The sequence below is a fragment of the Microbulbifer sp. ABM4_008 genome (genome assembly GCF_056311705.1).
The window spans coordinates 3,091,497-3,112,521 of sequence record NZ_CM149970.1; the positions used below are offsets into that span (position 1 = coordinate 3,091,497).

A 21,025-nucleotide genomic window follows, 5' to 3' on the forward strand; every position below is an offset into this window, starting at 1 on the left:
CTTTACACATGTAGAAGATTTTCTACTATAGATTACTTTTTTCCACAAAAGCTATCCCTATAAAAAAGAACCAATAGAAAACCAGAAAAAACACAATTAGCCAAAAATATCTATCACAGAAGAACCGATTTAAAAGACCAAAAAATCTACCCTAGAAATCATACTCGATACGACCATCTCTAAAATTGCCAATATTAATAAAAACCACACTACAGGATATTAAAAGGGAACCTACCTCACAAAGGATACAAACCCCAGAGCAATAAACACCCCGAAAGAAATAACTCACAAACTAAGACAAAATTTGGAAAGGTGTTGCATTTATTTCTTGAACCCAACTTTCATGAAGAGTAACTTGATTAGCAATACATGCATTACAAAAACTGAAATATGATAACTCCTGCTTTTGCAGTTGTGTCCAAGCCAAATAAAAAGGTTCTACTCGACGAGAAATACACCGAGCACATTCGACGCTAAACCAGTCGTCCTATAGTAAGATGGAGATATAAAATGCCAGTAAACAATATAACCCTGCAAGACGCAAAGGCTCGTGTTCGCGCCACATTGCAAGCCGGAGGGCTAGTGATTGTCCAAGAGCCGCATAATGATGTACCTCACGGTTTCTCCTTTGCAGCTGAAGCGATAGCTGATAATAGCGATCAGCCTCACTCATTGTTCGTCGAAGCACCGCATGAAATAAAAGCTGCAGGAACTCTCTCCGCTTACCCCAATAGGATAAAAGACTATTTCGCGGGTGGCGTAACTGACACTGAAACATCAGCGCTATTAATCAATATAGCTTCTCGGAAAAGTTGGGATATAGCCTGTGTGGATTCATGGAGAGGAAATGGAGAGTGGAAATCTTCAGAAAAACGTCAAAAGGGAATAGCAAGAAGAATTATTCACCACTTTAACATAGGCGGACGCCCAGGAGGAATAATCCCTATAGGTTCTGCGCATGTCACAGGGTTAAGAATGGGAAGAAACATGATTGGAGGCCGACGTGTTGCTCGTACTATAAGCGCTCTTTCAAACCAAATCCCCGATGATCAAGCCATTAACTATCAGGGGTACTGGGGATTGGGAAGGTATATTGCCGGACGGAACTTACAAATGTATAAATTTACAGCTACCGGAGATTATTCCCATATCAGTGCACCGAATGTTTCTCGAGACCTACACATTCAGTTTGTTCCTCGCGACAGAATTTTTCGAGCTCGAAATCTTGCTATCTAGAAATCCCAAAAGCTCTTGCTTTTGTAATGTTTAACATGCATCTGATCCCAGATGATAAACTCAGCCATAATCCAAACTTTCATTTTCCGTCAGCAATCACCACCTACACAAATTGCTGACGGGCTTCTCTCATAATGGCGCCATTTCTAATAGATAATAAATATAGCCTTCCTAGGTCGCATATACTAAAGAATCAAACTCCAAAAGAAAGATTATTGAGAAAATACTGTTAGCATATATTCCAGTCAACACCCTAAAGTAAGGAAAGATCATTACTAAGGGATATCAAAGTTGACTTGAAATTGAACAAAGGATGCCCAGATCAATACGATTATCAGGTGGCTGTTATAGCCTATAATTCTTCGAGCAGAAAGACCTCACAAAACACCCTTCTCTAGCACTTACCTGAAAATCATTACGAACAATATTTAAAACAACCATTTGGCAACAATGTACCGAAACCCTTCATTGCATCGAAGCCTCAGAGTATACCAATCGACATAAAATATCTGTATAAACACAGATCCAGCACTTGCTTTATAAAATCATTCGGGCTTATTAAAATGCATATAGGATATAATAAAACTCTACCAAGAATTCTCCTGGCAGTCACGCTTCTAATGTCACCCTTTATTGCACATGCCGACGATTCGTTACAAGAGTTTCTCGAACAAATACTTACTAATGCCCGAGATAGCAACAACCTTCCAGCAGTCGGTGTACTAGTTCAAATCGATGGCGAAATCGCTGCTATGGCGGTAGACGGAGTTCGCGCACAGGGCCATAATGAAATAGTAACTATCAATGATCGCTGGCACATAGGTTCTAACACCAAAGCGATTACAGCAACAATGGTAGCGCGCTTAGTCGAGCAGGGTATATTACAATTTGAGGATACACTAGCTAACTCATTTCCCTCTTTTGCAAAAGATATAGACCCCGCTTACCGTAATATTACGATCACACAATTGCTCAGTCACACTGCCGGCCTACCCCCTTTATCCAGCTGGTATGAGCTTCCTACATTAATGAAAGTAATCGAGCCGGAACACAGTATTCGAGCGCAACGCATGGCAGTAGCACGCCATTACCTCACTATACCTCCCAACTCCGAGGCTGGCTCAGCTGAATATTCCAATCTCGGCTTTATCATCGCTGGGGCTATCGCCGAAGCTCGAACAGACAAGACCTGGGAAGATCTCATCAAGGAGCAGATCTTTGCTCCACTTGGTATCAAGAATGCGGGTTTTGCAGCTCCCGGCTCTTCGACCACATTAGATCAACCACGTGGCCATAAAAAATCCTGGCTGGGCAAGCTCACCCCGCTAGATCCTGCCGACAAAAATAGTGATAACCCACAAGTAATGGGTCCCGCAGGAACTATCAATATATCACTCCAGGATTGGACTCTTTTTTTAGAAGATCAACTCAATGGCGTACATGGTCGCGGTAAATTGCTAAAGACTGAAACCTATCGTAAGTTACATTCACCGGTGACAGGCAATTACGCTCTCGGGTGGGGCGCAGTGTACGACTCTGAGTTATCACTTCTTGCGCATACTGGCAGTAATGGATATTGGTTTACTGATGTGCGCATCATGCCCAAGCGTGACACAATTTTTCTAATTGCTATAAATGCAGGGCACAAGACTGCGGAAAAGTCGATGAAAGATATCCGCAAGCACCTTACAAAACGTTTGAAACCATTTGAGTGATCCATTGGAGCAAGCGGGCTTGATTATTCAGGTCCGCAGCAGTTTCTCACTCTCTCCTCCTATAGACGTCCATATTTTGTGAAAAATAGCAGCCGCATTAAAGAAAGTCGCCCACCTTTAAATATATTAAAATAAACAATTCTGAAAATTAATTTTAAAAAAACCACACCTCAGATCCTTAAATAGAATAAGCCAGAATAATTATCAACCCATACGGACACATAGTAAGACCCTATTAACAACTAGTGGACCAGCTTAAATTTAGCAAACACCGAAATTCGATTCAAAAAGGATTTAACACCAAAATATAGAGATACGTCCTTGTAAACAATGGTGTGATTGGCCATTATTGAACTACCGCTGAGTAATAAGGCACAAGTAAGTAGCGGCCTGTGAATTGACTCTCTATATTCTGACTAGAATAGAAAAACCATCGAAACCAGACAAAAATACTAACATTACTGACGAAAACAGCTATTAAAAAGCTCTACCCTAGGCAATCAATATTGCGCCTGGTATAACCTACAAAAATAGATAATACTCATGAAAAAGCTGATTTTCTTTCTACTATTTTCTAGCTATGCAAATGGAACATCTATAGAGCCTGCAACACTAGAACAGCTTCTAGAAAGCACCGATCACGTTCTGCAGGTTCTGGTTCAAAAGGTAGACATGACCACCTCAAGCGGAGAAATCACCTTCAACCCAGATGAGAGAACCAGTCCTTTCGCAGGAAATAAGATTAGACTCCATGTTAAATTGATGCCAAATGGTGTAATTAAAAGCAACCTTGATCATGCCCCCCGGATTTTTACGTAGAACTTTGGGAAATGTGGCACTATCAACTCGGCAATATTCAAGAGTCATCATTAGGCGAAGAATTTATCTTTCTGCTGAGAGGTCCAAACTTAAACAAGGTATACCTTCAGTATTTTATGAGAAAAACAGATGAAAAACCTAATATTATTGAACTACTGAAAAAGCTATCTGACTAATTAATGCTACCTCTAAATTCACCCTTAAATTTTCAGTCAGCATGAAAGTCTCGGTATAATATTTAAACACTAGATTCTGTATACTCTATTCTAAATATCGCGAAGGGAGGTAACATATAGCTTCTCGGATACTCTTGAATACCCTGCCACTTTCTTCAGCAACACCAAAAAGGAGTACATGTTTTGAAATTAATCACAGGCACTGATTCCACCTGGTCCTTAAGAGTCTGGATATGCGCCCAAATCGCAGGCCTTGACATTGAGATCAAAGCCATAGACCTCTCCAGCCCTAACTACAAAAACGAGGTACTTAAATATTCCCAAGCTGGACTTGTACCTGTATTGTTGCTTGAAGATACTTACATTCATGATTCACTGGCAATCGCTGAGTATTTTAATGAGCTCTCCAAAGGCATCTTGTACCCTTCATCAAATATTGAGCGAGCACAATCAAGAAGCCTATGTGCTGAACTTCACTCCGGTTTCATCGCCTTAAGAAGCAACTGCCCTTTCACTTTAGATAAAAGCAACTCCTCCCCGGATATGAACCCTGGAATTCAGGCTGAGTTAAAAAGGATTGAAGATATTTTCTCGAAAGCAAAACTGCCCTTCATGTTCGGCTCTGCTGGGGCTGTAGACGCATTTTACGCAATACTTGCTTATAGACTATATGTTTATAATATCTCATTAAGCGAGAGAGCTACCAAATACCAGCAAAGTCTGTTGGAATGGCCAATCTTGCAGCAAGCAATTGACCTGGCTGCAGAGTGGAGAAACCCTAATTAAAGCTGTCACCAAATGTCGCTTTAGAACTTTCTTATCAACTCATCGATTACAAGGTTGGCTGTAGCCAGCCTTGTAGTTACTACAGCATCAACACGGCGAAAATTTGTAAGTTATTTACCTAATTTGCCATAATCACTAATAAGGCAATCAATCTTAAAGGGCCTCGGATAAGATACATGCTTATATCCAGCCTACACTTAAGTACTGAGCAAGCAAGAAGCGCCACACATCAAACTACTTGGCTAGCCATTATCAGCCTCTTCTTGGGCGCAGCCTGTATCCAGTTAGTTATTATGCGCTATTTTAATGGGCAAATGGCGCCGGATGTCTTCGCAAGTTCATTACATCAGCTTGTACAGATTAAGGGCACACCTGCACTTGTCAAATCACTGGCCAGCTACCTTATCCCCCACTCAGTTTTTGTGACCTATACGCTCCACCTGGCACTATTACTTGCTGGAACCCTCTTGATATTACGTCTTTTTATTGTTTTGGGCGCGACACTGATGTTTTTCGGCTTTATCTTGCTGTGGGGGTTGACCTACATGGGAGAAAACAGCTGGTACTTCGAGTTTTTGTCACCTGCGTTATTTGCCTTAATCCTGGCAGTTAGTATTTACAAGCTCCACAAAGACTCTCAATACAATTTTCGTTCTCGGCTTTTAGGTGCGGTGATAGCGCCGAGAGTAAGCCTATTAACCTGGAGCTGTTCGATTGTTATAGCATCAGCTCTCTTATTTGGGGTCTTTGTTATGTCACGCAATGGTGGCGATTACGTATTCACTGTAAGCGCCCTATCCAGCACTACCATTGCCATTTTATCAATAGCTTCAAAGTATTTAGACAAGTATCGAAATACTCCCCCCAAACAGGATTCGACTCCGATAGTAGGGCGATGGATTGATCTTTTTACCCTCACCATCGGGGTAATGTTAGTCTTTCAGGTTTTTGAGGATGGGCTATTAAATTGGTTTACTGTAGAAGGGTACCGAGGTCTCATTAACTCCTATGTCGAATACGGGAATACACCGTATTGGTATCGGGGAGCCTTGGCCTGGGTAGCAGATCACGCCGAGATATTTATGCCAATCCAGAGAATATTCGAGACCTTTGCTGCAATCTGTATGGTAATTTTAGTGTTTCGATTTCCAGTTGTACTGCTGACGACCGGTCTCTTTGCCATCCTCTCTTTTACAGAATTTGGAGTTACGAATGCTTGGCCTCCCGCTCCAGGCAAGCCTCCCGCCTGGGTATTTGAACTACTGCTTACAACATTGGTTAGCTTTACCTGCGGTCTCTATTACTTACTAGATGCTATTGCGCACAAATCCTGGAAGTATTGGATATTGGGTCCCAAAATATTTGACTCAATATCAGAATTAAATAAATGTTTTTTATTTATTTTCTTACTTATTATCGAAGTAATTATATTTTCCTCCACGCCCATACAAGAGGAGACCAAATTCATTGCACTACACTTCTCAGTACTGTTACTTATTCCTTTATTCTTCATTATGATAATTCTGGATAAATACCGAGCAATCACACCCAATATAGATTTTTATAACAATCCAAACGGGAAAAATAATAACCAACTACCGTAAGCTCCCACCTGCTTTGGCTTTAAGCAATCAACCCTATAAAACGGACGTTTGTGCAGCTTATATGGCCGGCAATATTGCAGCAACAACTAATAGCAGTAATTCCACGGTACAATGTGGGCATAAGCGAATATTGGTAGCCGAAGCCCCTTCGCCTACAAACCTCCTCTGAAAACGTTATAGAAATTTTATTGGGTTAATTTGCGTCATGAAGACTCTTCATCTGGTAATTATATTTAGCATCCTGTCTATTTTTTCTACTTATGTGGCAGCAGAGAGAATCAAGATCGACAACTCTCTCACTATCCACTACGAACAAGCGGGTAATGGCGATACGACAATCATCTTTATTCCCGGCTGGATGATGTCTACAAAGGTTTTCGAGCATCAACTTGCCCATTTCAAGGACTCCACCCAGTATCGCGCGCTAGCTTATGATCCCCGTGGCCAGGGCATGTCATCCAAGCCTGTTGAGGGCCATACTTATCAGCAACACGCTCGAGACTTAGCTGCACTGATTGACAAGCTGGGGCTTGATAGCGTGATTCTCGCGGGTTGGTCCTATGGAGTGACCGAGCAACTGGCCTATCTCAACCAGTTCGGCACTGACAAGATAAAAGCTATGATTATGATCGACACTGGCCCGGATATTTCTGGGGCCAGCCGGGACGAGTGGGTCTGGTATCTGAATGATGATTCAGACGGATACTCGCGCTCATTCACTGAGGGGGTTATTGAGGATCGCGAAAATGTGATTGCAGAGTTCGTCAAATGGATGCTTGAAAATCCCACTGCAGAAAATATTGCCTGGGTGTCTAATATCGCCAATCAAACCTCTAGCAGCGTCGCCGCAATTACCAACGCTACTGGTTTTTACCTCGACTACAGCAAAGACCTTATCGGCCTTGAAGGGAAGATTCCCATGCTATATGTGGTACGAAATGAAGCTAAGGAAGTGGCTGAAAAATGGATCAAAGCTAATACCCCTTCCGCCACTACCGCTTATATGGGAAAGCATATGATGTTTTGGGAGAGGCCCGATGAATTCAATGCAGTGGTCGATCAATTTCTGGAGAATATAGAAACTAAATAGCATTCACTATTTTGTTAAACTTAGGGCAGACTGACTTCAGCCTGCCCTAAGCTTTAAGTCTGCAGGCCCTATTTCATCAACTTACCCCCGCTCAACAAGGCATATCTCCCAGCCAAGGCACTTGACATCTAAAGGGTCAATAAATAGATTTAAGTCATATAACAATAAATTGTTAACTTCTTCCGACACAAACATCGACGCACGTCGACACGAGTACCCTCTACTGAAAATACCTGACAATTAGGCAAAATCAGCTTTCTTCAGCCAGTTTTAGCTGGTTAATTTAACCCGAACTTTAGTGCTACACCCTAAAATAATACCTACATGGAGAGTGGAAAATGAGAGTTCTATTTTTAGCCTTGATAAGTGTTTGTTCGCTGATAGCAAATGCTTCAGATTTTATTCTCGCACAAAAGACGGAAATCAAATCAGATTTTCTTGGTGAAACTTCCCGAACAATATAAGGATAATGACAAAGAAAATCCTGTGCTTTACGTATTACATGCTCAGTGGGACATGCTTTCTACTTTGTCTACTATCGATTTACTTGAAGGCCAAGTGCCCAATTTTATCGTGATTGGTGTAGAGGGAATGGGCAAGGAGTTGCGCCCGGATCAAGGTAAATCGACAGCATTTTCTCAGTTCCTAGCGAACGAAGTTGTGCCCTATGTCAATAAAAACTATCGAGCCGCAGATTTTAGTATTTTGTCTGGGCACTCCAACTCTGGCCGCTTCGTACTGGACTACTGGCTAAACGACAAAGCACCATTTTCACAGTACTTTGCTTTTAGCCCGTCATTAGAGGATAAATATATAACCGGGCGAGTTTCCAATTTAGCACCTAAACAACTCAAAGAGCTTTCCCCGCTGACCGTGACCATCGCTAACGAGGGGAATCATATGCAAGTCCCATTTGACGAATTGAGCCAAGCTCTCGCAAATGTACCGGGCGCAACCTTTACCTTCCAGAAATTCCCAGAGCAATCCCACAGAACGACTAAACATCACTCTATGCAATTTGCCCTTCAACACACCTTTAAAGGGTGGGAGCCTACTTACGAACTTAAAGTAAGTGGGTTTGATGGACTGACAAATCACTACCGTAATTTATCAGATAAATTTGGCTTCAAAGTAGTTATTCCCACCAATACCCTGCAGCGCTTGATGGCCCACCATGCCATTTCCGACTCTGAAAACGCAGCTAGCGAATTAAAACTCCATATCGCATATACCATCAAAGAAGTTTCGAGCGGGATCGATGCCACAGTTGAGACAGCAGAATATCTGCTGAACAATGGCTATGAAGAGGCGGGGAAAACCATATTGAAAGAGATGTGCAACCAGGCTGAAGAGCACGCTCGCTGCAAAGGCTGACAAAATCTACTCGAAGGCCAGACACACTCTTAATGTGAAGCGAGTCCACTAAAACTTATCGGAAAGTTTGCAAAGTAAAAAAGGAAGCTGCCCGCCCTATCATGATTTAGGCACGGGCTTCCATAAAGGCAGGCTCTCGTTAGCGGCGTGCGGCGAAAATGCCACCGGTCATTACCGCTAAAGAAGATAAAAGTCCAACACCTACCAAGCTATACAAGCTAATGGATTGCTTGGCCATCTCGGCAACTACCTCACTGAAAGGGAACTGCCAGGCAATAATCCCTAAGGCAGCTGCTACCGCGATGTACTGAGAGTAACTGGAACGACGCTTTGAGCGTTTAGGCTGCGCAGGGAGCGCGGCCATCACGCGGTCACAAAAACCATCGTTATCCAAATGGGGCTCATTGAACTGGAGCTGTTCACTCAGCCAGGCGTCAAACTCCCGGTCGTTGCCCTCTAATGCCATTTCACTCAAGGCGTTACCTTTCGTGTTGCGCTGTTCAAAGTTAACCATTTACCACCTCCTCACGCCAGGGCTGTAGCAAGCTACGCAGCTTGGCCCGAGCACGATTGACATGGGATTTTACCGTACCAAGCGGCAATTTCATAATACTTGCCGCCTCCTCATGAGAAAAGCCCCTGTGCATACACAGATGGATTGCTTGCCGTTGAGGCCCGCTCAGGGTATCCATCGCGGCAGTGAGATCCCGGGCCATGCCCAACTGCCGGGACTCCTCGATAGTCTCATCGGCCTGAGCCCTATCCACCGCCTCCTGATCCACATCGGGCATATTCTTACGCTTGTGGCTCATGACGAGATTATAGGCGATACGGTACAGCCAGGTGCTGAAGCGGGCATCCCCCCTGAACGCCGGCAACGCCTTATAGGCCTTAATGAAGGCCTCCTGCGCCATATCGTCTGCCAGACCCTGGTCACCATCACACAGCTGACGGAGCGAGTATCGCAGCTGAGATTGATAGCGACGAACCAGCTGGGCGTAAGCCCGCTGGTCCCCGTCTTTGACGGCCCGCCTGATTAATTCCTCGTCATTGAGGTCCATACTCGCCTTTCCTACACCTGCTTGTTATCAAGCTTCCAGTTCACATAGCGAGCCACACCGATAAACAGAGGGATCAAGCCGAGACTGCCTACTCCAATACCCGCAAGGGCTGAGAGTGAGATGAATACTGCAGCGCCTATTGCGATCAGAGTGATACCGCGATCACTGGAGCTATTTGGCTCTCTCTCATCCAAAAGATCAATTAGCTCCGGGGGCACGTCCCGACCATCAGCAACCATCTGGTTGATATTACTCATAACCAGTTGTTTCTTGCGATAGCTGCTGCGCGTTACCAACCAGACAATAAATACCGGCATACCAAATACACAGAGCAGCGCTACTATTGGGATTACCGATGAGTCATCACTTCCAGAGTGGTGTGAATCATGGTGATCCCAGTGCCCACCCCGGTAGTCACGGCTCTCCGACAGCCTGATTCTGACATTGTCCGGTACGCTATTCAGAGTGTCTTCGGTAACCTTTCCGTCTACATCCAGAATGCCCTTACTCTTCAGCCGTTCAATAATTTCCTGACTTAGAGGGCCGCCAAAGTCCTGTCCCAAGTCAACCCGCACTTCACTTTTCTCGCCATTCTCGCCTTCGGATTTGATCGTGAGAACACCATCTTCACGCAATATACGCACGCGGGTTTCAGACTCGGGGGCTTCCACATTTGGCGCCGGCGGGGGCTCTGGAACAAATGAGTCCTCCTCCTGGGCCCAGCTGCCCATACTTATGCTGGATACCGCAATGGCGACCCAACAGCAGATGACTGCCTGGAATGATTGTTTATTTCTCGCTCTCATTACTTACTCTCTAATCATTTTCGTTATCAGTGGTGTGAACCGTCATTGGGGGGGGGGGGTGACCTACATCACCATCATTCGAGCCTTGGAGTAGGGGTAAGCCATTCCTCCTCGGGGCTCCTTTTCCTCAGCAATACGCACAGGAGCTAGCCGGTTAACCTTTTCACTCTTATCAGTGCACTCGCCAAGCTTCTTAAGCACTTGCTGATCAATTTTCTGGGTGAGCTCTCGGTGAATCCCATCCTGGGAAAGCGTCAGCTCAGAGGCATTAACCTGGCCCACTTGCAAAGCCGCAACTACCAGAGTTAGCGCGACGCAAAATTGTACCTTTTTAGTTGATCTCGCAGTAAACATTGTGATCTCCCGATTTTCCCTTGTACGCCACTATGACGATTCGGGGGGGGCACTTGGATGCAGCTGTATAATTTTTTTTACGCCAACACTTGGAACCACCTTCTACTGGTCATCACTGGGCTGGAACGATCGGATAAACTCGGAACACAACACGGAATGAGAACTTCGATATGACAACCCCTGATGATGTCCTGGTTTTTTGGTTTGGCAGCACCGATATTCGTGGCAACTCTATTGCTGCAGAGAAGCAGAGTTTATGGTTTGCCGCTACTCCGGAAGTGGACGCTGACATCAAGACAAGATTTGGAACTATTACCGAGTCAGCGCAGCGTGGAGAGCTGGACCGTTGGCGGCAAACTTTGGAAGGCGAACTCGCCTTGCTACTGGTTTGTGACCAATTATCCAGAAACATTTACCGGGGCACCAGCCAGGCATTCGCTGCAGACTCCCGGGCTCTGGCAATTACGATGTCACTGATTCAGCGCGGAGAGGCCCCGAATCTTGGGCTCTACCAGCAGATATTCCTGGGCATGCCGCTAGAGCACAGCGAAGACCTCGTGACCCAGCAGCGCTCGGTAGACTACTTTCGGCAGTTGCAGCAAACCTTCGCAGAAGACAAAATTGCCTCGCCCTATCTCGACACTCATTATCGATACGCCCTTGCCCATCAAGAGGTCATCGAGCGATTTGGGCGCTTCCCTCACCGCAATGCGGCTTTGGGTCGCACTTCCACTCAAGCAGAAAAAGAATGGCTGGCTCAAGGGGGCGGCTTTAAATAATGGATTTACTCAGTTGGTTATCTCTCGCGGGGATCTGTGCCCTCGGCGCTATGTCTCCGGGACCGAGTCTTCTTATCGTCTTACGCAGCGCCTCCTCAGGCCTACAGCAAGGCCTGGCCAGTGCTATTGCTCACGGAGCCGGGGTCGCTATATACGCAATTCTTACCGCATTTGGCCTGGCGGTGCTGATTACTAGCTCTCCTCTTCTATTTAACATTCTGCAGTGGGCCGGTGCAGCAATGCTGGTCTACCTGGGCTGGAAAGCCCTCAGTGCGCCCGCACCGGGTACCAGTACTGCAACCGTACAACCTCCTCACCAGAGCCTGAAGCGCTCTATCGCTCAAGGTTTTGGTGTTGCCTTCTTCAACCCCAAGATCGCTGTATTTTTCACCGCCCTATTCAGCCAGTTTGTGTCAGAACAGCAAGCCCTGAGCACCAAGCTGGGCATGGCGGCGCTGGTTTCAGGAGTGGATGCAATTTGGTACTGCATCGTTGCCCTGGCGGTTCACGCCAGCCGTAAACGCCAGCTGGTCAGCAAGCATATTGGCCATCGCATCCAACAGGTTTTCGGGATCTTACTGATAGGACTGGCTGCCCGGCTGATCCTTAGCATCTAAAGCCACAGGCCTGCAGAAACCTTCACTACCTCAGTTTCACCACACCCAAATAAAAAACAGGCCCGCAAGCGGGCCTGTTAAATGATGTGAAGACAGCCAGTCGCCCCGGGGGGAATGCGTCTGGCTGTATGCACATTATGACAGTGTTCACGCTTAATGGCGGACCAATCATCGCACCTGCTGGTTTTTTGACCGCATAGAGCCCTTTCTTCACCGCATCGTTGACACTGAATATTTATACAGTTAGGGTAGCGGCATACAAACTAAGTGGACAGTCTAATAGACGATTGGGAGGCACACGATGGCCGTAGTAGCTGTTTGGAAATGCGATAGAGACGGAGCAATGTTCGACAACAAAAAAGACGCTGAAGAACACGATAAGATGCTGGAGCTCGCAGCTAATATCACGTCGCTGATTGAGCGCCACATCGACAGCATTGATGAGCAAGTGGGCGAAGAGATCGGCCTGCTGTTGGCCAAACGCCGCGATGCCCTGGCTAAAGCCTGTAAAGGGAAGCCTGAAGTACTACTCGAAGAAGACGAAAACATGGTGCAGGAGAGCGAAGATGATCGCGTAACTCCGCTCGCCGCCAATCAGTAAACGCTTATAGATTCATCCCTGTACTCTGCCCGGTTCTACCGGGCTTTTTTGCGTGGGGCTCATACTGAGCCTCACCAATAAACTTCAAAGATTAATTACGGCATTAGCAATGTTAATGACCGCTAACACAACGATAACGACCCAGCTGATTAAAGTTCCCCAGAAGCGCCCAAAGTGCAGCCCGCCTTTGCCCTTGGTCAGTCCATAGGCATGAAATACCCGTGAGATAAAAAAGAGCGCCCCGAAGAGGTGTAACCACAGTGCAGGCAAACCGCCCAACTCTGCAGCCAGCAACAGAAGCAACGCTATCGGAGTGTACTCAATCGCATTAGCGTGAACTCGCACCCTAATCTCATTGAAACGATCATCTCCGGTTCCAATTCCCACTTTCTTTGTGCGACGAAACTCGACTACCCTGAATGCCAAGTAAATAATCAGAAGCGCACAGAGGCCGGTGTAGAGTGCTGTGATATTCGCCATGTTTTTTCCTTGTTCTTATCAATCTGGCCAGGGAATATATCCCCGAAAGCAAGTATTCCGCCACACAAATCCTGTACAAGCCAATGGACCTTTCAGATCAATAGGCGGAAAAAGAAAAGCGGGCTAGAAGCCCGCTCTTTGCATACTAGTGCTTGTAACCAAATTCATGGCCCTTTGCGGGCTTGAGGTGTCGATCTCTGAGGCGCGTTGAGCGATTCACCAGGGATTGATTCTCACCCTCAATCAGGATCTGCTCAGCGTAGCTGGTAACTTCCAGGGGATCACCGCTCCAGATCACAATATCCGCAACCGCGCCCTTCTCCAACGTACCGCCCTCAAGGTTAAAAATCTCAGCAACATTGCTACTGATTGCCTTTAGCGCTTCCTCATAAGGCATACCATGGGCTACAGCGTTGCCCGCCGATTGGCGCGAGAGGTAAACGTTGTGGCTAGCCACCATATCTGGGCCACTGATAGCTACCGTCACCCCAGCCTTGGCCAGAAGTGCAGCATTATCCAGGCGTGCGCCCAAACTTGAGAATGATGCTGGAATGTTGTTGATTGCATCGATCACAACAGGCACTTGTGCTTGCGCCAGTTTATCGGCAACCATCCAGCCCTCAGCTGCACCGATTATAATGAGCTTCACCTTGAAGGCTTCACCCAGTTCTAATACCGCGAGGATATCACTGGCCCGGTTGGCAGTTACCATCAAAGGCTCCTTGCCATCGATCACAGGCTGCAGAGCTTGCAGATCTGCCAGATCGTAATCCAGCTCTCGCCACTCTCCACGGTGAATCGCTGCGCGATTATCACGATACTCCTGAGCTTCACGCAGAGCACTCTCCACCTTGGCATAAGCGTTGGCACGGCTGCCACCGGCCAGCTCGCCACCGGACTCTCCCAGATAAGCTTTTTGCGCAACATTCTTTGCTTCGACGCTATCAAATTCACCATTCAACTTGATGGCAAAACTTTGCCCTGCAAATATCTGCTGAGCATCGATTGCACCGCTGTCCCAAGTGCTGATTCCCGGTGAAACAACGGCACTGGTGACTCCACCCGCCCGGTTGAATGGGATCAGGGTGGACTTAGGGTTGTAAGCAGGTACCGGATTGAAGGCACTACCGATACTGTCACCGGTCACCTGGTGATCATTGGTGGCGCTGGCCGCACTGATCTCGACCAACCCCAGTTCAGAAATGGGCGCTATCACACCGGGCGTCACCACCTTGTTGCGCGCATCAATTACCTGATCTGCATTCACCTCCAGTGAGGGGGCTACCTGCTGGACCTTGCCATCCACAACCAGAATATCTGCGGACTCCAGGCTGCCCTGCCCCGCCAAGGTGTGTACCTTGCCACCCTTGATCAGGATGGTCTCTGCCTGGCCAGCGGCTGACATCAACCCCAGGGCCAGCGCACAATAAACAGCTACTTTTCTCACAGTCGCTCTCCCTCTGCATCGAGAATACCCAACTCGAAATCGGTGCGTGGCTGACGTTTCTTGTCCGCGCGATCGAACATCAATTCCCCATCGATGAAAACTTGATCTACATGGGTGTAAACACTGAAGGGGCTGCCGGACCAAACAACGATATCCGCCATCTTGCCGCTCTCAAGGCTGCCAGTTTGATCGGCAATACCCAGAGCCTTGGCGGGGTTCAAGGTCATCCAAACCACTGCATCCTTTGGCTGAATATCGAAGCCCGCACGCTGTCCTGCAGTCATTGCCTTCGCGGTCTCCTCGTGCAAATGCTGTACGCCAACACCGGAGTCCGAGTGAATCATTGCGCAGGCTTTGGCTTGATCCACAATGGCGATATTGGCCTCGGTCATATCGTAGGCCTCATGCTTAAAGCCCCACCAATCAGCCCACATTGCCGCACAAACATTGTTTTCAGCCAGCAGGTCAGCAACCTTGTAAGCTTCCACTGCGTGGTGGAAAGTGGAAATTTTGAAATCAAACTCCTTGGCAACGTCCATCATTACCGCCATTTCCTCACCGCGGTAGCAATGATTATGAACGAGAATATCTCCATTGAGTACGCCCGCCAGAGTTTCCATCTGCAGGTCGCGCTTGGGCTCATCCCCTCCGTTCTCAACGTAATCCGCCCACTCCTGCTTGTAGGCACTCGCCTTAATCCAAGCATCGCGATAACCGGCGACGTTACCCATTCGAGTTGAGGGAGAGCTACCTTTACCACCGTAAACCCGCTTGGGGTTTTCACCACAGGCCATTTTCAAGCCGTAGGGAGCACCGGGGAATTTCATATCCTGAACACTGCGGCCGGGTACATTTTTCAGGGTGACACTGCGGCCGCCAAACAAGTTGGCCGAGCCCGGCAGGATTTGCAGGGTTGTTACACCACCGGCAAGAGCCAAGGGAAACTGGGGGTCTTGGGTCCAGACAGAGTGCTCCGACCAAACCTGGGCAGTGTTTGGCGAGGTCATCTCATTGCCATCCTGGGAAGATTCAATCCCCGGAGCCGGATAATCACCCAGATGAGAATGCACATCGATAATGCCAGGAGTGACCCACTTACCTTTGCCATCGACAATCAAGGCACCTTCAGGGGCCAGTAACCCCTTACCGATCTCCTTGATCTTGCCATTTTCAAACAACAGGTCCGCATTTTCTTGCTGCTCCCCTGTACCGGTTAGCAGGGTAGCTCCCTGAATCAACACAGGGCGGGACTGGGTTACAGAATAAGTGGAAGGGAAGGCGTCCACACGAGCGAAGTCGAGAGATCTCGGCTCACTGTCAACACGCTTCTCACCGCATGCGGACAGCAGTAGCGAGGCACTTAACAGAGCCGCGATACTGCGCCCGAGAAATCGGGGTTGCAGCTGCATAGTCATTCATCCAATCGTTTTGAATATGGCGGTGAATGCTACCAGTTTGTGCTGACAGCGCCACTATCCAAATTGTCACAAACGACTGTTTAGAGATATGCATCTCCCAATCCAAGGGGCCATAACTGAGCCTGAGAGTTCCCCCAGTACCACCAAAGCACACTTGATAACAATACGAACTAAAAATAACAGCCAGTCAGCAAAGAATGTCTACACGGTCAAAATACGCCGCCCCAGCTATATACTTTTGTACGTCTTCATGGTGGAATTTCTGGCGGAAAAACAGGCAGCCGCACTCAGGAGGAGAAATAGGTGATCAAGGAAAGTAATATGCCCATTTTTCCCCTTTCACCATCTACTGCTACCACCTCGGATAGAGACTCAACCCAGGTCTATGAAGCCTTACGTAAAAGTGAGGAGCGCTACCGGGAGCTGGTGGAGCATGCAAACTCGATCATAATGCGATGCGATCAACACGGCCGTATCACATCCTTTAACGAGTACGCTCAACAATTATTTGGTTATACCGAAGCCGAGATTATTGGCAGGCATTTAATTGGTACGATTGTTCCCGCCAGCGAAACGAGCGGCCGTGACCTGCGGCAATTGATAGACCGTATTTGCCAGTTCCCAGAGGAGCACCGTTACAATATTAATGAAAATATTACAAAGTGCGGGAAGCGAGTATGGATCGCCTGGACCAATAAAATTATTTCAGATGAGAAGGGAGATCCTGCGGGAATTCTCAGTATTGGTTCGGATATCACTAAGCAGCGGTTGCTGGAGGAAGAGCTTCGGCAAGCTCAAAAAATGCAAGCTATCGGTGAGCTTGCCGGCGGTATTGCCCACGACTTCAACAATATGATTCATGGAATCAATGGCTATGCTGAAGTTATTCGACAAATTTCCACCGATGCCAGAATCAACGAGTATACCAACCATATACTGACTACTGCCCGCCATGCCGCAGAGCTGACCAAACAGCTACTCACTTTTGCCCGCAAGGGAAATTATCAACTTAAGAGCTGCAATACCCACGAAATCATTCGCGATGTTTGTGCAATGCTAACTCGCACTATTGATCGAAGAATCGAGATTGATCAGCAATTAGATGCAAATCGTCCACATATTGTGGGTGACCCTGCTCAACTCAAGAGCGCTTTGCTAAATATCGGAATCAATGCCAAGGATGCTATGCCCTCTGGTGGCTCACTGAGCTTTGTCACTGCCAACATCACCATAGAAAAATCGGCTTCTATCGCCGATTTTGAGATCCAGCCAGGCCAGTACCTATTAATAACGATTACCGATAATGGCACTGGTATGTCTGACGAAGTGCGACGCCGTATCTTTGAACCATTTTTCACTACCAAGGAAAGTGGACGTGGTGCTGGACTGGGCCTTGCCGCAGTGCACGGCACCATTCATTTACATAAGGGCGCTATACAGTGTCAGAGCCGTGAGGGAATTGGCAGCAGCTTTAAGCTATACCTGCCAATTTCCAAGCCTCCAATCAAAAAGAGAACTTACCAGGCCAAGAAACTGGCTCGCGAGCGCAAATTGCGCATTATGGTTGTCGACGATGAGGCAATTGTCCGCACCTACTCTAAAGCCCTGTTCGAAATGAACGGCCATAGCGTCGTTACCTTTGCGACGGCGGAGCAGGCAATAACTTACTACCGAAAATATAGTGATGAAGTAGATTTGGTCCTGCTGGACATGATTATGCCCGGCATGGATGGGCAAGAATTGTTCGCTTTTCTAAAACGGATTAACCCCGAAGTGAAGGCTATTCTCTCCACCGGTTACAGCGTGGATAGTAAAGTTCAGGAAGTAATTTCTGACGGGGTACTGGATTGCATCCAGAAACCATTTACATTCGAGCATCTCAGTAAAAAGATTGAAGAGATGATTGCCAGCGGAAAAATAACTCTCCCCAGGTAACAAAAAAATTCTATCTAAATCGCCGCAGCCGGCCTAGCTGACAGCTACGTCACAGAGTTCAGATACCAATTAGTTAGCTAATGGAATGACCCCTATGATAATCGGTTGTAAAAAAGTGAAGTGATAAAGTAATCAGGATAAGGCTACACAAAAGTAGCTCAAGTGGAATTTCCCATTATTTTAGTGTTTGCAGACTCCCACAAACCAAAATCAATCGATATGTCATTACCTTTCTGCTCGGTGCAATCTCGATAGTTTTGAAGCCGATACTTTATTAGTGGTATGTCACAATTTTGCCGCTACGGTCCCCTTCCCCACCAATCTTGCCAGCTTGGTGTGCTCGTCTCCTATTTCAGTGGACACAGTCTCCACGAAGCGTACCATGCCCGCTAAAATTGCTGCGTTATAGTGCTCTCCACTTGCCTCAAGCTCTTCAACGGCTGCGTTCATATCCTTGAGAGCCATGGATGCTTCCAGGTCCCACTCCTGTAGCTTGGCGAGACTCGCCCTCGCAGATGCCACTTGCTGCTCATCCACCCCGTCTTGAGTCGCCGCAAGACTCTCTGCTCGAACGGCCTTTATCTCAGCATCGTACTTACGAATAGTAGCCAGGGAACGGCGAACAATACTGTTCAACTTGATAACTGTATCCCGCTCGAATGCAGCCTTAATGTCGTTGCTAGCCAGTGCCACTGAAGCGGGTGTTTTTGCAGGGTGGATAACGCTTTCAACATCCGGTACCGACTCCTGTTTACCTACCCAGACCTTCTCGTTTTCGACTGGCTCTTTGAATGTGTGCGTAGCTATAAAACCAAAAGCGATTATTCCGAACACTGCCACTGCAATATATCGTTTGCTATTCATACCGTGAGTTACCTTTGGTGTGGCCGCCCCTTGCGGAGCGGCACCTGATAGAGAGCGAGAATTTAGCTCATAGCGTAAAAATAGTTTACCTGCGAGTCCTTGATCTACTAATCAGGCTAAATGCTTCGACGTTGTTCATTAAATTCTGCGCGATCTGCTCGCCCATGACTTGACCTGCAATATTGTCAAAGTCCCAGTGCACTCCGTTATAAATGCGGCTGAGGCCATTTTCCTGTTGAGCGGCGGTATAGGATTCAAAACGGACAGGTACCAAAGGCCTCGGTGTATCCGGCGTGAAAGGGTCGAAGCCTTCCCCATTGTATTCTTCCGATACAAAAGTAAAGGGCTGGTCTCCAAACATACTGCGCATAATCTCGAAGGTGGAAGCACCGAAGGTAGCATGGCCCGATGGGTAGGAGGGGAACGGCGGTGTTGGCCTAATCGCGATGGTGGTGTTGATGACGGACACCCCTACCGGCAACCATTGCTCATCCTGCAAGGTCGATGGGTTGTCGTCATCGATGCGAATACCGGTAACCGGTCTCCAGTAATTGTAATAGTATTTACTGTCCCACGCAGCGATACCAGAATCCGCCAGCCCCACATTGATCAAAGCAAAATACCGGGCCAGATCCAGCTCATTCTCTACTTTGTTATCCAGTGCCGCCTGCAGGGCGATAAGGTTATATAGTCTCGGGGGAATGCCCAATAACGGTACACCGTCATATCCCCAGTAATTTCCGATAAATCGTGTCTCTGCTGTGGATGTCGATGGGGTAATAGTATTGGCTGGGGACCCGCCGAGGGCCGCCACTTCCTCATAGGCTTCGGCATATTCCTCAGACGTAATTGTAGGCGGAATCGGACTGCGGAATTGATCACCTGAACTTAGTGAAAAAGGTGTCACACTGCCCCAATAGGCTCCGAGAGCCACGGAATCGTGGCCAACTGGATCCACGGGATCAGGCTGCCATTCTCCCGGTACCGTAGCACCCGTGTTGACCGATGTAGAGTGATAGGTGTCATCTCCATCCGCAACAGCGCCGCCCTCACCATAAGCGGGCTCCAAGTGGTCGGCCTTATCGTTGCTTCGCACAGCGAGCATGGCCGCAGCGGCGGCTTCGCCGATCACTTGGCCCTTGGCAATTCTTTCGGCACTATCTCTTGACTGGTCGAGGTCGGATTGCAGTAATTCCTGCAATCGCTCTGCCTGATCGGGGTAGAGTGCGCGCAAGGTTTCGTAAGCGGCGTAAGCGATAGCTGCATCTTTGGATGCATCTCTGGTATCGAGCACACCGAGATCATTATAAGGTTGGTATTTACCGTCAAAGGCGTTCAGAGCGTCAAACACAGCAGTTTGTACGATGGCGAATGCGCGACTGGACCGGGTAGGCCCTCCTTGGTAGAAATCCACTTCACCGGTATCAGGGTCGGGAGTATGATCGATAGCCGATGAGTCGAGCATCGTGTTAAACCAAAATACAACACGATCTCTAGGTCTATTAAGCTCACCAGACTTCCCCGATGTCCGCTCAAGCCGATCAAGTACACCTTTGGAAAGAGTTGATCTGCTGGTTTCTCCTAGATAAGCACTGGTTTGTCCCTTAGGCTGCTTACCCTTCGTCTTCTGGGCCTGCACAGCACCCGATGTCAATATTAAGCCTGCTGCCAGGAAGCAGGCCGATGTTTTTAACAGAATGTGGTTCATTGTATTACGTCCTTTGATATTGAAGGGCGCGCTGAATCAGTAAATCTATCAGTGGGCCGTAAGTTTGTTTTCAAATTGGCTGTTGTTGACCGCACTGGGTTGTGGAGGCCGTACCAACCTGTCGATACACCGATTCAGCTAGACCTTAAACTGGA

The 21,025-nt window shown here is 47.4% G+C and carries 20 protein-coding genes; 11 read left to right on the forward strand and 9 right to left on the reverse strand.

The window, feature by feature from the left end; all coding sequences use genetic code 11:
- The first annotated feature begins 510 nt into the window (after window positions 1-510).
- From ACYX4J_RS13210 to ACYX4J_RS13240, 7 genes are all read left to right on the forward strand, one after another.
- Window positions 511-1,236, forward strand: a complete 726-nt coding sequence (locus ACYX4J_RS13210; protein ID WP_445358644.1) for a hypothetical protein — start codon at window positions 511-513, stop codon at window positions 1,234-1,236.
- Between the two features lie 620 nt (window positions 1,237-1,856).
- Window positions 1,857-2,951: a serine hydrolase domain-containing protein gene (locus tag ACYX4J_RS13215; protein ID WP_476176795.1), complete on the forward strand. Its 1,095-nt coding sequence runs from the start codon at window positions 1,857-1,859 to the stop codon at window positions 2,949-2,951.
- Window positions 2,952-3,494: 543 nt separating this feature from the next.
- Window positions 3,495-3,770, forward strand: a complete 276-nt coding sequence (locus tag ACYX4J_RS13220; RefSeq protein ID WP_445358646.1) for a hypothetical protein — start codon at window positions 3,495-3,497, stop codon at window positions 3,768-3,770.
- A gap of 359 nt (window positions 3,771-4,129) precedes the next feature.
- Window positions 4,130-4,732 (forward strand): glutathione S-transferase N-terminal domain-containing protein, encoded by a 603-nt coding sequence (locus ACYX4J_RS13225; protein WP_444932778.1) that lies wholly within the window; start codon window positions 4,130-4,132, stop codon window positions 4,730-4,732.
- 176 nt (window positions 4,733-4,908) lie between these two features.
- Window positions 4,909-6,336: a hypothetical protein gene (locus ACYX4J_RS13230; RefSeq protein WP_445358647.1), complete on the forward strand. Its 1,428-nt coding sequence runs from the start codon at window positions 4,909-4,911 to the stop codon at window positions 6,334-6,336.
- A gap of 205 nt (window positions 6,337-6,541) precedes the next feature.
- Window positions 6,542-7,426, forward strand: a complete 885-nt coding sequence (locus ACYX4J_RS13235) for an alpha/beta fold hydrolase (protein ID WP_476176796.1) — start codon at window positions 6,542-6,544, stop codon at window positions 7,424-7,426.
- Window positions 7,427-7,813: 387 nt separating this feature from the next.
- Window positions 7,814-8,800, forward strand: coding sequence for an alpha/beta hydrolase (locus ACYX4J_RS13240; protein WP_476176797.1), 987 nt, complete (start codon window positions 7,814-7,816; stop codon window positions 8,798-8,800).
- A gap of 139 nt (window positions 8,801-8,939) precedes the next feature.
- On the opposite strand, the gene ACYX4J_RS13245 is transcribed toward ACYX4J_RS13240, so the two are convergent.
- The 4 genes from ACYX4J_RS13245 to ACYX4J_RS13260 all read right to left on the reverse strand — a co-directional run bounded on the left by ACYX4J_RS13245 (window position 8,940) and on the right by ACYX4J_RS13260 (window position 11,021).
- Complete coding sequence (locus tag ACYX4J_RS13245) at window positions 8,940-9,314, reverse strand: hypothetical protein (RefSeq protein ID WP_282933382.1); 375 nt, start codon at window positions 9,312-9,314, stop codon at window positions 8,940-8,942.
- Window positions 9,307-9,861 carry an RNA polymerase sigma factor gene (locus ACYX4J_RS13250; RefSeq protein ID WP_413665211.1) on the reverse strand — a complete coding sequence of 185 codons (555 nt, stop codon included), beginning with the start codon at window positions 9,859-9,861 and terminating at the stop codon, window positions 9,307-9,309. The genes ACYX4J_RS13245 and ACYX4J_RS13250 overlap by 8 nt, the downstream gene beginning before the upstream one ends.
- A gap of 11 nt (window positions 9,862-9,872) precedes the next feature.
- On the reverse strand, window positions 9,873-10,667 hold the full coding sequence (locus ACYX4J_RS13255; protein ID WP_476176798.1) for a DUF6249 domain-containing protein: 795 nt from the start codon (window positions 10,665-10,667) through the stop codon (window positions 9,873-9,875).
- A gap of 63 nt (window positions 10,668-10,730) precedes the next feature.
- The gene (locus tag ACYX4J_RS13260) at window positions 10,731-11,021 is read right to left on the reverse strand and encodes a hypothetical protein (RefSeq protein WP_444916123.1); all 291 of its coding nucleotides are present in this window, start codon (window positions 11,019-11,021) and stop codon (window positions 10,731-10,733) included.
- A gap of 170 nt (window positions 11,022-11,191) precedes the next feature.
- Between ACYX4J_RS13260 and ACYX4J_RS13265 the strand changes: the two genes are divergently transcribed.
- The 3 genes from ACYX4J_RS13265 to ACYX4J_RS13275 all read left to right on the forward strand — a co-directional run bounded on the left by ACYX4J_RS13265 (window position 11,192) and on the right by ACYX4J_RS13275 (window position 13,018).
- On the forward strand, window positions 11,192-11,800 hold the full coding sequence (locus ACYX4J_RS13265; protein ID WP_476176799.1) for a DUF924 family protein: 609 nt from the start codon (window positions 11,192-11,194) through the stop codon (window positions 11,798-11,800).
- Window positions 11,800-12,417 (forward strand): LysE family translocator, encoded by a 618-nt coding sequence (locus tag ACYX4J_RS13270; protein ID WP_282933387.1) that lies wholly within the window; start codon window positions 11,800-11,802, stop codon window positions 12,415-12,417. The genes ACYX4J_RS13265 and ACYX4J_RS13270 overlap by 1 nt, the downstream gene beginning before the upstream one ends.
- Before the next feature lie 301 nt (window positions 12,418-12,718).
- Complete coding sequence (locus ACYX4J_RS13275) at window positions 12,719-13,018, forward strand: YebG family protein (protein ID WP_108732704.1); 300 nt, start codon at window positions 12,719-12,721, stop codon at window positions 13,016-13,018.
- 84 nt (window positions 13,019-13,102) lie between these two features.
- On the opposite strand, the gene ACYX4J_RS13280 is transcribed toward ACYX4J_RS13275, so the two are convergent.
- The 3 genes from ACYX4J_RS13280 to ACYX4J_RS13290 all read right to left on the reverse strand — a co-directional run bounded on the left by ACYX4J_RS13280 (window position 13,103) and on the right by ACYX4J_RS13290 (window position 16,354).
- The gene (locus ACYX4J_RS13280) at window positions 13,103-13,498 is read right to left on the reverse strand and encodes an MAPEG family protein (protein ID WP_413665207.1); all 396 of its coding nucleotides are present in this window, start codon (window positions 13,496-13,498) and stop codon (window positions 13,103-13,105) included.
- Window positions 13,499-13,643: 145 nt separating this feature from the next.
- Entirely contained in the window at window positions 13,644-14,945 is a 1,302-nt protein-coding gene (locus ACYX4J_RS13285) for an amidohydrolase family protein (protein WP_476176800.1), read from the reverse strand.
- Window positions 14,942-16,354, reverse strand: a complete 1,413-nt coding sequence (locus ACYX4J_RS13290; RefSeq protein WP_476176801.1) for an amidohydrolase — start codon at window positions 16,352-16,354, stop codon at window positions 14,942-14,944. Before ACYX4J_RS13290 ends, ACYX4J_RS13285 begins: the two co-directional genes overlap by 4 nt.
- A gap of 312 nt (window positions 16,355-16,666) precedes the next feature.
- On the opposite strand from ACYX4J_RS13290, the gene ACYX4J_RS13295 reads away from it, so the two are divergent.
- Window positions 16,667-18,298: a hybrid sensor histidine kinase/response regulator gene (locus ACYX4J_RS13295; protein WP_444896735.1), complete on the forward strand. Its 1,632-nt coding sequence runs from the start codon at window positions 16,667-16,669 to the stop codon at window positions 18,296-18,298.
- Between the two features lie 285 nt (window positions 18,299-18,583).
- Here ACYX4J_RS13295 and ACYX4J_RS13300 read toward each other — a convergent pair whose 3' ends face one another.
- Both ACYX4J_RS13300 and ACYX4J_RS13305 read right to left on the reverse strand, forming a co-directional pair.
- Window positions 18,584-19,162 carry a hypothetical protein gene (locus ACYX4J_RS13300; RefSeq protein WP_445359931.1) on the reverse strand — a complete coding sequence of 193 codons (579 nt, stop codon included), beginning with the start codon at window positions 19,160-19,162 and terminating at the stop codon, window positions 18,584-18,586.
- 85 nt (window positions 19,163-19,247) lie between these two features.
- A complete protein-coding gene (locus ACYX4J_RS13305) occupies window positions 19,248-20,870 on the reverse strand; it encodes a vanadium-dependent haloperoxidase (RefSeq protein ID WP_476176802.1) in 1,623 nt (540 codons plus the stop codon).
- Window positions 20,871-21,025: the final 155 nt, after the last annotated feature.

Bases quoted from the DNA above. Each gene is read 5' to 3' on its own strand.
- ACYX4J_RS13220 (WP_445358646.1), top strand. From the start codon at position 3,495: ATGAAAAAGCTGATTTTCTTTCTACTATTTTCTAGCTATGCAAATGGA.
- ACYX4J_RS13230 (WP_445358647.1), top strand. From the start codon at position 4,909: ATGCTTATATCCAGCCTACACTTAAGTACTGAGCAAGCAAGAAGCGCC.
- ACYX4J_RS13305 (WP_476176802.1), bottom strand. From the start codon at position 20,870: ATGAACCACATTCTGTTAAAAACATCGGCCTGCTTCCTGGCAGCAGGC.
- ACYX4J_RS13275 (WP_108732704.1), top strand. From the start codon at position 12,719: ATGGCCGTAGTAGCTGTTTGGAAATGCGATAGAGACGGAGCAATGTTC.
- ACYX4J_RS13255 (WP_476176798.1), bottom strand. From the start codon at position 10,667: ATGAGAGCGAGAAATAAACAATCATTCCAGGCAGTCATCTGCTGTTGG.
- ACYX4J_RS13260 (WP_444916123.1), bottom strand. From the start codon at position 11,021: ATGTTTACTGCGAGATCAACTAAAAAGGTACAATTTTGCGTCGCGCTA.
- ACYX4J_RS13270 (WP_282933387.1), top strand. From the start codon at position 11,800: ATGGATTTACTCAGTTGGTTATCTCTCGCGGGGATCTGTGCCCTCGGC.
- ACYX4J_RS13300 (WP_445359931.1), bottom strand. From the start codon at position 19,162: ATGAATAGCAAACGATATATTGCAGTGGCAGTGTTCGGAATAATCGCT.
- ACYX4J_RS13215 (WP_476176795.1), top strand. From the start codon at position 1,857: ATGTCACCCTTTATTGCACATGCCGACGATTCGTTACAAGAGTTTCTC.
- ACYX4J_RS13265 (WP_476176799.1), top strand. From the start codon at position 11,192: ATGACAACCCCTGATGATGTCCTGGTTTTTTGGTTTGGCAGCACCGAT.
- ACYX4J_RS13280 (WP_413665207.1), bottom strand. From the start codon at position 13,498: ATGGCGAATATCACAGCACTCTACACCGGCCTCTGTGCGCTTCTGATT.
- ACYX4J_RS13290 (WP_476176801.1), bottom strand. From the start codon at position 16,354: ATGCAGCTGCAACCCCGATTTCTCGGGCGCAGTATCGCGGCTCTGTTA.
- ACYX4J_RS13240 (WP_476176797.1), top strand. From the start codon at position 7,814: ATGCTTCAGATTTTATTCTCGCACAAAAGACGGAAATCAAATCAGATT.
- ACYX4J_RS13235 (WP_476176796.1), top strand. From the start codon at position 6,542: ATGAAGACTCTTCATCTGGTAATTATATTTAGCATCCTGTCTATTTTT.
- ACYX4J_RS13250 (WP_413665211.1), bottom strand. From the start codon at position 9,861: ATGGACCTCAATGACGAGGAATTAATCAGGCGGGCCGTCAAAGACGGG.
- ACYX4J_RS13245 (WP_282933382.1), bottom strand. From the start codon at position 9,314: ATGGTTAACTTTGAACAGCGCAACACGAAAGGTAACGCCTTGAGTGAA.
- ACYX4J_RS13210 (WP_445358644.1), top strand. From the start codon at position 511: ATGCCAGTAAACAATATAACCCTGCAAGACGCAAAGGCTCGTGTTCGC.